Origin of the sequence: Winogradskyella sp., from assembly GCF_013213835.1 — a bacterium.
Taxonomy (GTDB): domain Bacteria; phylum Bacteroidota; class Bacteroidia; order Flavobacteriales; family Flavobacteriaceae; genus Winogradskyella.
Genome location: NZ_JABSSU010000004.1, coordinates 412,005 through 424,657, shown reverse-complemented (window position 1 = coordinate 424,657; position 12,653 = coordinate 412,005). Strand labels below are relative to the sequence as shown.

The window sequence follows — 12,653 nt, the reverse complement described above, 5'->3', positions numbered from 1 at the left end:
TCTTTTAAAGCTCCGTTAGCTTCCTTGTCTAACGGAGCGTTACTTTTTTCAGTCCTTAAAAAGACTTATTTATAATTCCGATACAAATATTTGAGATATATGCGCAATTATTTTGCGTAGATAAATTTATTATATATTTTCCATTAAAATTTCATCTATGGCACTTAATAAAAATGCATTAATCCGATATAAAACCATTGATAAATGTTTACAAAACAATTACAGACAATGGACTTTAAATGATCTTATTGATGCGTGCTCTGACGCTTTATACGAGTATGAAGGTAGAACTGTAAACGTGAGCAAACGTACCGTGCAATTAGATATACAAATGATGCGTAGTGACAAGTTGGGTTATAATGCACCAATTGTTGTTTATAACAAGAAATATTATAAATACGAAGACCAAGATTACTCCATAACTGATATTCCTTTGAATGAGAATGACATGAATGTGCTTTCGGAAACCGTAGAAATGCTTAAACAGTTTAAAGACTTTTCACTCTTTTCTGAATTAGGTGGTATTATTCAGCGTCTTGAAGATAAAGTCTATACCGAAAAAACAGATCAATCTGCAATTATTCATTTAGATAAAAATGAAAAACTAAAAGGCCTAGATCACTTAGACACCTTATACCAAGCTATCCTGAAGAAAATTGTTCTTAAAATTACTTATCAATCCTTTAAAGCTCGTAAACCTTCAGAAGTTATCTTTCATCCGTTTATTTTAAAAGAGTTCAATAACAGATGGTTCTTAGTTGGTAAAACTGGTGTTGAAGCCAAATCATCAATTATTACTTATGCCTTAGATAGAATTATAAATATTGACTACGATACTTCTATTGCATACACACAACAACCTTTTAATGGTGATAAATATTATAAGGATGTTATTGGCGTAACTGTTTCTAATACTAGAGCAGAACGTATAGAGTTTTGGATTGATAAAAAGAATTCACCATACGTTATTACAAAACCATTTCATCCTTCACAACGAACAATTAGAGAAACAGAAGATGGTGTTATTTTTAATATTTTAGTTCAAATCAATTTTGAATTAGAACGATTGATATTAGGTTTTGGGGATTCTATTAAAGTTATTAAACCTAAACGTCTTAGAGATAGAATGAAGCAGAAGCTTGAAAAAGCAGCAGGATTTTACAAAGAAGAAGCTCAAAAAACGATTTAACCGTACATAAACCGTACAAATAATAAAAGTAAAAATCCGCAAACAATTAATAATCAATTGTATTACGGATTTTATTTGTACTCAAGGTGGGACTCGAACCCACACGCTCGAAAGCATTGGATTTTGAATCCAACGTGTCTACCAATTCCACCACTTGAGCATTATTGGACAGCAAAAGTAAGAAATAATTTAAGCCAAACAATTAAAATAAGCGACATTATGCCACTTTATAAGTTAATAATTTCCCTAAATTTGCAACAACTCATTTAGGACTCAACAACTCTAAAAACTTATCTCAAAATGTCTAAAAATATTACTGAAGCTAAGATTTTTACTTGCTCTCAAAGTAGAGATTTGGCAGAAAAAATTGCAAAAGCATACGGCGTAGAATTAGGAAATGTAATCACTTCAACTTATAGTGATGGTGAATTTCAGCCTTCTTATGAAGAATCTATTAGAGGTACTCGAATTTTCATAATTGGTTCTACAAATCCAGGTCCTAAAAATCTGATGGAAATGCTTCTGATGATTGACGCAGCCAAACGTGCTTCAGCTAGACATATCACTGCTGTAATGCCATATTTTGGATGGGCAAGACAAGACAGAAAAGACAAACCTAGAGTACCTATTGCTGCTAAATTAGTTGCTAAAATGTTAGAAGCTGCCGGTGCAACCCGTATTATTACTATGGATTTGCATGCAGATCAAATCCAAGGATTCTTTGAGAAACCTGTTGACCACTTGTTCGCATCAACTATATTTTTACCATACTTACAAAGCCTTAATTTAGATAACCTTACCATTGCTTCACCAGATATGGGTGGATCAAAACGTGCATACGCTTACTCTAAAGCTTTAAAAAGTGACGTAGTAATTTGTTATAAGCAACGTGCAAAAGCTAACGTTATTTCCCATATGGAACTTATTGGTGATGTAACAGGTAAAAATGTGGTACTTGTAGATGACATGGTTGATACTGCCGGTACATTAACAAAAGCTGCAGATTTAATGATGGAACGTGGTGCAAAAAGTGTTAGAGCTATTTGTACACATCCTATTTTGTCAGGAAGTGCCTACGAGAAACTTGAAAATTCTAAACTTGAAGAATTAATCGTTACGGATACAATTCCGGCTAAACAGAACCATGAAAAATTAAGAGTTTTATCTTGTGCTGATTTATTTGCTAAAGTGATGTATAATGTACATCACAACGAATCTATTAGTAATAAATTTGTAATGTAATCACTCTATTTAAGGCAAATTTATAAGTAGGTTGAATTAAGATTAAGCTTTGTTCGATAGAGGTTTTTAGCGGTAGTATGAAAAAATCGCTTCTAAACAACCGTATTTCTATATATTATTTATACATTTGCAGCCCTCAAAATGAGGGAATTAATTATTAAATAAATATTTGAAATGAAATCAATTACAATCAACGGATCTCAAAGAGAAAGCGTAGGTAAGTCTTCTACTAAAGCCCTACGTAATGCTGGTCAGGTTCCTTGCGTAGTATACGGAGGAGACAAGCCAATGCATTTCTCAGCACCTGAATTGGCATTTTCTAAACTTGTATACACTCCAAACGCGCATACAGTTGTGATTGCCTTAGATAACGGTGAAAAAATCGATGCTATTATGCAAGACATTCAATTTCACCCTGTAACTGACAGAATTCTACATGTAGATTTCTATCAGACATTTGAAGACAAAGAAATCACCATGGAAATTCCAGTTCAAATTGTTGGTACTTCTAAAGGTGTTTTAAATGGTGGTGTACTTAAAAGACCATACAGAAAATTAAAAGTTAAAGCTGTACCTTCAAAACTTCCAGATTTTATTGAAGCAGATATCACTCCATTAGGAATTGGAAATAAGCTTTACATTACTGCTTTAGAAAATGAAGATTACAAATTTTTACATCCAGACAACACAGTTGTTTGTCAAGTAAAACGTAGTAGAAACTCTGTTGTAGCTGATGAAGAGGAAGAAGAAGAAACTGAAGAGACAGCTGAAGCATAAAATAAATTTTAGTTTTTGAAATATTAAAAAAGCATTCTTTAACAGAATGCTTTTTTATTTTTACACCAAAATCTAATTATGTTGAGGTTTTTATTAAAATGGCTTGGTTTTAGCGTTAACTCAAAAGAAACGGAAGAAGATCTTATGAAAAAATTCTTGATTGTTGGCTTAGGTAACATAGGTTTAGAGTATAAAAATACACGCCACAATATTGGGTTTAAAGTGTTAGATCATTTGGTTGAGAGTGAAGATTTAAAATTTGAAACTCAAAAATTAGGTGATATTGCGACCTACAAATTTAAAGGCAGGACTTTTATATTATTAAAACCAAGCACCTATATGAATTTAAGCGGTAAAGCTCTAAAATATTGGATGACCAAAGAAAAAGTACCACTCGAAAATATTTTGGTAATTACAGACGACCTTAATATTCCTTTTGGAACCATTAGAGTTAAGACAAAAGGAAGTGATGGTGGTCATAATGGCCTTAAAGACATTCAAGACAAGTTAAATACAACAAAATACAATCGTTTTAGATTTGGTATAAGTAATAGCTTTAGCAAAGGGAAACAAGTTAACTATGTCTTAGGTGAATGGAGCGAAGAAGAAAATGCAGCGCTTTCTGAACGATTAGACAAATCTATCGAGGTAATTAAATCCTTCGGTACAGCAGGTGTTAGCAATACAATGAACACCTTTAATGGAAAATAAAAAAGTCGATTTTTAATTAAACCGACTTTTTTATATGATTTAATCTGTGATTCCTATTCTACAATGAATCTTTTTGTAACTGTATTTTTTCCATTATTCACCTTTACCAAATACACACCAGATTGTACTTGACCTAAGTTGATGTTTTGGTTAAAATCACCAGAAATATTGTAGGTTTTATTAAATATTAATCTTCCTCTGACGTCAAAAACACCTATTTCAGTAGCCTCAATAGCATTACTAAATTGAACATTAAATGATCCATTATTAGGATTAGGGTAAATAGCAAGTGTATTCATTTCTACATCATCCACAAGTAATGTTTCAGTAGTAGTACATACTTCAACATACCAATCATTTAAAGTTCCGGGGTCTGCATTCCAAAAATCAGTTAAAGTCAATGTCCAATCTCCTTGACTATTCAAACCACTAAAAACATTTAGTGGTGATGAAGGAGAAAATGTTCCTGTTGTAGGTGAAGCACAAGCTATAGCGCCTGCCCCGTCTTCAAATATAACGTCAAAATCGTCTTGACTACCACATTCTCTATCCCAAACAGTTGTTTCTGTAGACCCATTTGGATGTTGTAATTCTACTACCAAATCGTTGATGTAAGAGTGTGTAACATCTACATTAATCTTTACATCTCCAATAACATTAGAATCTGGAATATTTAATGTTGTAACAAGTGGTGTTCCAGCAGTATTTGAACCAGCACCATCTGGAATAGCTAAACTTAAATTACCAGAATCATATTGTGTACATGTAGATGCAACAACATAATCAATGGAAAAACTAGCAGAATTAACAGCGTAAAAAATATTATCCACAGCTTCAATCATAATTCTACAGTATGGTGCAGGAATACTAGGTACTACGATATCCTCAGTTCCATCATTAGGTGTATTTGTAGCAAGAACAGTATTAAAAGTTTGACCACCATCTGTAGATAGCAAGATATTAACATTAGAAGTATTAATACCATTTGCCGTGGTGCCAGCGACATCCCATGTGATCGTCTCAGTACTTCCACTACTTAAAGTTTCGTTTTCTGTAGTTTGAGATGTTATTTGAAAAGGACCTGCGGTACCGCTTACCGTAACTGTCATAGTGTCAAAATCGGACTGTGGGAATTGACCAACACCATCAGATTCTGAACGATCTCTAACTGTTAAAGCAAAGTTTAAATCTCTTCCAATTGTAGATACGGTTTCCCAAGTAGAGTTATCTGCAGATACATTTGGTGTGGTTTCGGTTAATTGTCCATTTAAAACTCGACTAAATATTGGCATGTATCTATCTGGTGAAGTACTCGGCGGTCTACTTCTCCATATTCCACCAGTCGCTTTTGTCGGTCCAAAATTATTTCTTGTGGTTCTTCCGTTATCAATTTGTTCCCAAGTATAGGTTAGTGTATCGCCTGAATCCGCATCTGTTGCAGAACCCTTTAATATAAAGGCAGTTCCGTTTGGTATCGTATAATTTGGTCCAGCGTTAGCTACAGGTGGATTATTGGTAATTGGTGTTCCTACAAAACAATTATTAGGAAAAGCTGCCACATTATTCAACACTTGTAGAATACTATAGTAATGAAAATACGGATCACTGTGCTCTTGCACATTACTAGATGTAATACCAGCATATCCCATTATAGTAGTACCACTGCCCGGTTCAGCATTAACACCTGTTCCTTCAGTATTATGCGAAAAAGTATGATTAGCACCCATTTGATGACCAATTTCATGCGGTACATAATCAATATCAAAAAAATCATTCATATATGGACCACCATCATTATCTAAAAATGAATGGGAAGAAAAACCGCTTCCTTTTTGATTGTTTTGACAAACACAACCTATACAACCCGCATTACCATTATTCGTACCATAGTTAAACAAATGTCCTATATCATAATTTGCCTCACCGATTTGTGCTGTTAAGGTAGACTGTAATTGTGAATTAAAACTCCCTGTGTAAGGATCTGTATTAGGATCTGGGTAAATAATACTTGTACCACTAATAAGGTTAAAGTTTATAGCCATATCTACTTCAAACACTTCATTAGATCTATTTAAAGTAGCAACCATTTGAGCGAAAGCATCGGCCACGGCATCACCATTTGCCGCATTACCATCATCCCAAAAGTTTGTATACTCACCAGTAGTCGAGATTGCTATTCTGAATGTCCTTAAAGTTTGATCATTGGCGTCTTTAGGTAAAAAATTGATTCCGAGATCATCTAATTCAAGGTCTAATAATTCATCGGTAGTTAAACATTCGAACTCTTTAACAGAGCTCATTCTAGCATTTCTTGTATATGTGATATATTGATTTGTACTGCGACTTAAAGGAACAGTGAACACATTAGATTTATCAGTATAAGAAGACATAGTTTGCAAACCTTGAGGTGTAATACTAAACCTTACTCGTGTTCCCTTACCGTCAGTACTAAATCCTAAATATGTTTTAATATTTGGAAATTGAGCTGCTAACTCATCTGATAATGTTTTTACCTCAACTACTCTAAAATTTTGGTAGCTTTTTTCAGCATAAGGTGTTGGGAAACTAATTATGGTGTTAGACTTACCTCTAGCTACATTCCTCATTGGAGCATTTGCTAATTGTTGTTTGAGGGCATCGATATTTAATTCGTGAAGTTGGTAATGTGAAACATCGAAACCAACAAGTTTGGTATTGGTTTTAGCATTAACACTTGACTGTTTCCAATAACCTTTTTGTGCATTTAAGGTTATTGAAAAGCACAACAATGACATAACTAATAAGGGTAGTTTTCTTTTCATAGTACTTTGGTTTTGCTGTAAATTTAATAAAAATTACCTTTTATCCGAATTTTTTGTCATATTAACGATAATATTCCGCTTGAAAATGTTGGCTTATCAATCCTCTTTTTTATTTTTACAAAAAGATTGCATAGCTGAAATTGAGTACCCAAAAATCCAGAAATACTAAAGAATTTTTAAGATCTGTTATCACAATTGGTACGTTTGATGGTGTACATATTGGGCATCAAAAAATATTAAAAAGAGTCATTGAACTCGCCAAAAAAGAACATAAAACTCCAGCTGTATTAACATTATTTCCACACCCAAGAATGGTACTGAGAAAAGATGATGATATAAAACTACTAAATACTATTAACGAACGTATTGCCATTTTAAAATCAAATGGTATAGAAAATGTCATAGTTAAAGAGTTTAATATGGAATTTGCGAATCTAAGTGCTGAGGAATACATCAAAAATGTTCTTGTCGATGAACTCAAAACTCATCAAATTGTTATTGGTTATGACCATCACTTTGGGAAAGATAGAAGTGCGAACATTGATGATTTAAAAAAGTTTGCAGAAAAGTATCACTTTAAAGTTGAAGAAATCTCCGCCCAAGATATTGAAGATGTAACTGTGAGCTCAACAAAAATACGCAATGCTTTGTATGATGGAGATGTAGCCACAGCTAACCGTTATCTAGGTTACTACTATTTTTTAACAGGTACTGTAAATAAAGGAAAAGGCTTAGGAAGAACTATAAACTTTCCTACTGCTAACATTCTTGTTGAAGAAACTTATAAACTCATACCTCATAATGGCGTATATGTTGTAAAATCTAGAATTGACGACAAGATCGTTTATGGAATGATGAACATTGGCACCAACCCTACAGTTAACGGTAAAAATCAATCCATTGAAGTACACTTTTTTGATGTCTCAGAAAATCTTTATGGTAAAAGCCTAAAAATTGAGTTTTTACAAAGACTTAGGGACGAACAAAAGTTTAAAGATGTTGAAGCTCTTAAAAATCAATTAGTTAAGGACAAAACACATTCGTTACGTATCATAAAAGAATTAAATGAATAAGTTTCTATTTAAGCATATTGACAACTCTGGACTTGTTGTATTTAGAGTATTCTTTGGGTTGTTATGTTTTTTAGAGTCCGTAGGTGCCGTATTTACTGGTTGGGTGAGAAAAACACTTGTGGAACCAGAGTTCACTTTTTCATTTATTGGTTTTGAATGGTTACAACCACTACCAGGCAATTGGATGTATGTTTATTATATAGTCATGGGTGTTTTTGGGCTACTCATTATGGTTGGCTATAAATACCGATTCAGCATGTTTATGTTCGCCACTATGTGGACAGCAACTTACCTCATGCAAAAATCATCATATAACAATCATTACTATCTCTTGTTCTTTTTAAGCTATTTAATGGTTTTCTTACCTGCTAATACTTATGCCTCTTTAGACGCGAGAATTAAACCATCAATAAAGAAAATTTCAATGCCAAATTGGTGTCGTTGGTTCTTTATCATTCAGCTTTTTATTTTATATACCTATGCATCAATTGCAAAACTATATCCAGATTGGTTAGACACATCAGTTGTAGCATTATTAATGAAAAGTAAAGCTAATTATCCTTTAATTGGTGAATTTCTACAACAAAAGACAGTGCATTATTTCATCGCTTATGGAGGTATTTTATTTGATGGGTTAATCATACCAGCACTACTATTTAAACCAACACGGAAATTTGCTTTTTTTGCTTCAATATTCTTCCATTTATTTAATTCCATAGTATTTCAAATAGGCATTTTTCCTTATCTCTCTTTGGCGTTTAGCTTATTCTTTTTTGATCCAAGAACTATAAAAAATATTTTTCTCAAATCTAAAAGCTACTACAGCGCCTCAGAAGTAAAGATCCCAAAACACAATAAACTATTTGCTTTTGTATTTGTAACATATTTCGTCATACATATTGGACTTCCTTTAAGGCATCATTATTTTGAAGACGATGTATTGTGGACTGAAGAAGGTCACAGACTAGCGTGGCGAATGATGCTAAGGGCTAAAGATGGTAGGGCACGATTTAGAGTTGTTGATACCGAAACAAACAATGCCATACCAATTAATTTAAACGACTATCTATCAAAAAAACAACAGCGCAATGTTGGTACTAAACCAGATATCATATGGCAATTTGCGCAACGATTAAAGCAAGATTTTAAGAAAAAAGGGAAATCAGTAAAGGTCTATGCAAGCATTTATGTTAGTGTGAATGGCAAACCGCGTAAACGACTAATAGATCCTAATGTAGATCTTGCTAATGAAGAATGGCACCACTTTAAACACCATTCTTGGATAATGCCGTCAAAATAGGTTCTGTTTTGTTTTTATCTGCCTAAAAACTTATTACTTTTGTCCCTCATTTTTCTTAGGCCAATTGGCGTTAACTTCAAAATTTGAAACATGTTACAAGTAGCTTACATTAGAGATAACAAAGAAGATATTGTAAAAAGGCTAGCAAAACGAAATATCGATGCTACTCAAATGATTAATGAAGTCATCTCCTTGGATGAAGCGCGAAGAAGTCTTCAGACAAAACTAGATAGCACTAAAGCAGAATCTAATAGCTTATCTAAAGAAATCGGAAACTTATTTAAATCTGGTGAAGCACAAAAGGCCAATTTGTTAAAGGAAAAGACAACTCAATTAAAAGAAACTACCAAAACTTTAGAGCAAGAGCTCAATTATAAGGCAGATGAGCTTAAAGCGCTGTTGTATAAAATTCCTAATGTACCAAATACTATAGTACCAGCGGGTAATACTGATGAAGACAATGAAGAAGTATTTAGAGAAGGTGATATTCCTGTACTGTACGATGGTGCATTACCACATTGGGAACTCGCTAAAAAATATGATATCATAGATTTTGAGTTAGGAAATAAAATAACTGGTGCTGGTTTTCCCGTATATAAAGGGAAAGGTGCTAAGTTACAACGCGCACTTATCACTTATTTCTTAGATAAAAATACTGAAGCAGGTTATACTGAGTTTCAATTACCACATTTAGTAAACGAAGCTTCTGGTTTTGGAACTGGTCAATTACCAGATAAAGAAGGACAAATGTATCATGTAACTGCTGATAATTTGTATTTAATACCAACGGCAGAAGTACCTGGTACCAATATATTTAGAGATACACTTTTAGCTGAAAGTGATTTACCAATTGGCATAACAGGCTATACACCTTGTTTTAGAAGAGAAGCTGGTAGCTATGGTGCTCATGTTAGAGGTCTTAATAGATTACATCAGTTCGATAAAGTAGAAATTCTTCGTGTAGAACATCCTAATAACTCTTATAATGCTCTAGATGGTATGGTTGAGCATGTAAAGGATATTCTTAAAGAATTAAAATTACCATACAGAATTTTACGTCTTTGTGGTGGTGACTTAGGATTTACCTCTGCATTAACATATGATTTTGAAGTATTCTCAACCGCACAAGACCGTTGGTTAGAAATTTCTTCTGTGTCTAATTTTGAAACTTTCCAGGCAAACCGATTAAAGCTTCGTTTTAAAAACAGTGAAGGTAAAAATGAATTGTGCCATACTTTAAATGGAAGTTCCTTAGCATTACCAAGAGTATTAGCAGGTATTCTTGAAAATTATCAAACTGAAGATGGTATTAAGATTCCTGAAGTTCTAATTCCTTACACAGGTTTTGATATGATTTCTTAATATTGTAAGTATTTTCTTTTTTTAGTTAATATTTATTTCCATTCATCCATTTATTTTGCATTTCTTCGTTTTTAAAGTTAAGTTTATGAAGTGCTTAAATCGCACCCCAAAACTAACCAAATTAAACAACCTGCTTTATGAAAAACTTAAAACGTATTGTTTTAATAGTAACCCTATCTGTTATGGTAGTTAAGGTTCTATTTTAACATTAAAATAGAGAAACAAAAAAATGCTACCGAGTAAAAATAATTGAATCATTATGATAAATATTGGTTAATAGCACATTTATTTTGCTGGTAAAAGAAAGTCTAAACGGTTGCGTTTAGACTTTTTTTTATCATAACATTTACAATATCTCCTTTGAGCATTTGTTATATTTACACCGATAGTAATATGAAAAAGTTTGTTTTAACCATATCAATCCTAATCTCGTTTAGTTTTGGCTTCTCCCAAAATAGTATGGTTCTAGCAGATAGCTATTACAAGAAAGGAGATTTTCAAAAAGCCCTTGTCATTTATCAAAACCTCGTTAAAGAAAAACCTTATAATAGTAAATATGTAGATAAACTTGTTGATACGCATCAACAACTTGAGCAGTTTGACGAAGCTGAACAAATACTTTTAAACAGACTTGAGAAAAGAAGAGCACCTAATTTTGTTGTAGAGTTAGGTTATAATTATCAATTAAAAGATAGTATAGAAAAAGCTCAAGAACTCTATCGTGAAGCGATAATGTACATAGATGAAAAGCCAAACTACATTTATACTATTGCAAAAAGATTTGAGGATCATTCACTTTTAGATGAAGCAATTGAGGTTTACAGTAGAGCGAAGGATCTCGCACCAGAACAAAATTATAGTATTCAACTGGCTAAAATCTATGGAGATAAAGGTGATATTGAAGCCATGTTCAAAAATTATATTGATTACATAGAATTTAGACCTCAATATCTCAACAACATTAAGAGAGCAATTAGTGAGTTTATTGATGAGGATAAAACCAATGAAGCCAATACGTTTTTAAGACGACAGCTTTTAAAAAAAATTCAACAAAAGCCAATGGTCTATTGGTATGAAATGTTAAGTTGGCTATATATACAAGAAGGCGCATACAACAAAGCATTTATTCAAGAGAAAGCACTCTATAAACGTAACCCTGAAAGTCTTGAGCGGATCATAGAATTAGCTGTCACAGCTAACGATGATAATGATAAGGACACAGCCAAAACAATTTTCAAATATGTTATAGAAACTACCCAAGATGCCTATACAGCGTTACTCGCTCATCAATATATTCTTGAAATTGAAACAAAAAATACTAATACCGAAGAGCTCGAAATAATTGATCAAAAATATAATCAACTCTTTAAGGACTATGGTAAATCTGACCTTACCTTACCATTACAATTAGCTTATGGAGAATTTCTAGCATTCCACAAAAAAGACACTAAAAATGCAACATCCTTTCTGCGTAAAAGCCTAAAGTTAAGCATATCAGAATTTCAAGAAGCTAAAGTAAAGTTGTTGTTGGCTGATATTTTAGTCCTAGAAGAACGCTTTAACGAAGCGTTAATCTTCTATTCTCAAATTCAATTAAGCCTGAAAAATAGCACCATTTCGCAAGAAGCAAGATATAAAGTTGCTAAAACAAGTTATTATAAAGGTGATTTTGAATGGGCTGAATCGCAATTAAAAATACTCAAGTCCTCTACATCCCAATTGATCGCTAATGACGCTTTAGATTTAAAATTACTCATTTCAGACAACAAGTACGAAGACAGTACGCAAACCGCACTAAAACATTTTGCCAAAGCAGATTTATTTGCGTTTCAAAATAAAACTGATGATGCTATACGTTTATTAGATAAGATTCTCGAAGAACATAAAGGAGAAAGTATAATTGACCAAACGCTATATCACCAAGCAAAACTATTTGAAAAAAAACAACAATACAGTAAAGCCGAAGCTAATTACCTTCAAATCATAAAAGATTATAGTGAAGATATTCTTGCTGATGATGCACATTACTATTTGGCAGAGTTATACAATAGCTATTTGTTAAAGCCTGAAGAAGCTAAAGCGTTATTTGAAAAAATCATTTTTGAATACGAAGACAGTATCTACTTTATTGACGCACGTAAAAAGTATAGAATGTTGCGTGGTGATGCTATTAATTAATTGGTGGTCTATTTCTTATT

General features: G+C 32.8%; 9 protein-coding genes and 1 tRNA gene. 8 read left to right on the top strand and 2 right to left on the bottom strand.

Features of this window, described 5'->3' with window-relative positions:
- Positions 1 to 157: 157 nt before the first annotated feature.
- On the top strand, positions 158 to 1,189 hold the full coding sequence (locus HRU50_RS07695) for a WYL domain-containing protein (RefSeq protein ID WP_296349884.1): 1,032 nt from the start codon (positions 158 to 160) through the stop codon (positions 1,187 to 1,189).
- A 78-nt stretch (positions 1,190 to 1,267) separates the two neighbouring features.
- Here the strand turns inward: HRU50_RS07695 and HRU50_RS07690 are convergent.
- Positions 1,268 to 1,349, bottom strand: a tRNA-Leu gene (locus HRU50_RS07690).
- Positions 1,350 to 1,489: 140 nt separating this feature from the next.
- On the opposite strand from HRU50_RS07690, the gene HRU50_RS07685 reads away from it, so the two are divergent.
- The 3 genes from HRU50_RS07685 (at position 1,490) to pth (ending at position 3,919) form a co-directional block, all read left to right on the top strand.
- Positions 1,490 to 2,431, top strand: a complete 942-nt coding sequence (locus tag HRU50_RS07685; protein WP_296349882.1) for a ribose-phosphate pyrophosphokinase — start codon at positions 1,490 to 1,492, stop codon at positions 2,429 to 2,431.
- A gap of 174 nt (positions 2,432 to 2,605) precedes the next feature.
- The gene (locus HRU50_RS07680) at positions 2,606 to 3,208 is read left to right on the top strand and encodes a 50S ribosomal protein L25/general stress protein Ctc (RefSeq protein ID WP_296349880.1); all 603 of its coding nucleotides are present in this window, start codon (positions 2,606 to 2,608) and stop codon (positions 3,206 to 3,208) included.
- Positions 3,209 to 3,286: 78 nt separating this feature from the next.
- Positions 3,287 to 3,919: an aminoacyl-tRNA hydrolase gene (gene pth, locus HRU50_RS07675; RefSeq protein ID WP_296349878.1), complete on the top strand. Its 633-nt coding sequence runs from the start codon at positions 3,287 to 3,289 to the stop codon at positions 3,917 to 3,919.
- A 53-nt stretch (positions 3,920 to 3,972) separates the two neighbouring features.
- On the opposite strand, the gene HRU50_RS07670 is transcribed toward pth, so the two are convergent.
- Positions 3,973 to 6,720: a reprolysin-like metallopeptidase gene (locus HRU50_RS07670; protein ID WP_296349876.1), complete on the bottom strand. Its 2,748-nt coding sequence runs from the start codon at positions 6,718 to 6,720 to the stop codon at positions 3,973 to 3,975.
- Between the two features lie 140 nt (positions 6,721 to 6,860).
- Between HRU50_RS07670 and HRU50_RS07665 the strand changes: the two genes are divergently transcribed.
- The 4 genes from HRU50_RS07665 to HRU50_RS07650 all read left to right on the top strand — a co-directional run bounded on the left by HRU50_RS07665 (position 6,861) and on the right by HRU50_RS07650 (position 12,633).
- Positions 6,861 to 7,793 carry a bifunctional riboflavin kinase/FAD synthetase gene (locus HRU50_RS07665; protein ID WP_296349875.1) on the top strand — a complete coding sequence of 311 codons (933 nt, stop codon included), beginning with the start codon at positions 6,861 to 6,863 and terminating at the stop codon, positions 7,791 to 7,793.
- Positions 7,786 to 9,093 (top strand): HTTM domain-containing protein, encoded by a 1,308-nt coding sequence (locus HRU50_RS07660; protein ID WP_296349873.1) that lies wholly within the window; start codon positions 7,786 to 7,788, stop codon positions 9,091 to 9,093. The genes HRU50_RS07665 and HRU50_RS07660 overlap by 8 nt, the downstream gene beginning before the upstream one ends.
- 90 nt (positions 9,094 to 9,183) lie before the next feature.
- Positions 9,184 to 10,455, top strand: a complete 1,272-nt coding sequence (gene serS / locus HRU50_RS07655; RefSeq protein ID WP_296349871.1) for a serine--tRNA ligase — start codon at positions 9,184 to 9,186, stop codon at positions 10,453 to 10,455.
- Positions 10,456 to 10,848: 393 nt separating this feature from the next.
- Entirely contained in the window at positions 10,849 to 12,633 is a 1,785-nt protein-coding gene (locus HRU50_RS07650) for a tetratricopeptide repeat protein (RefSeq protein WP_296349869.1), read from the top strand.
- Positions 12,634 to 12,653: the final 20 nt, after the last annotated feature.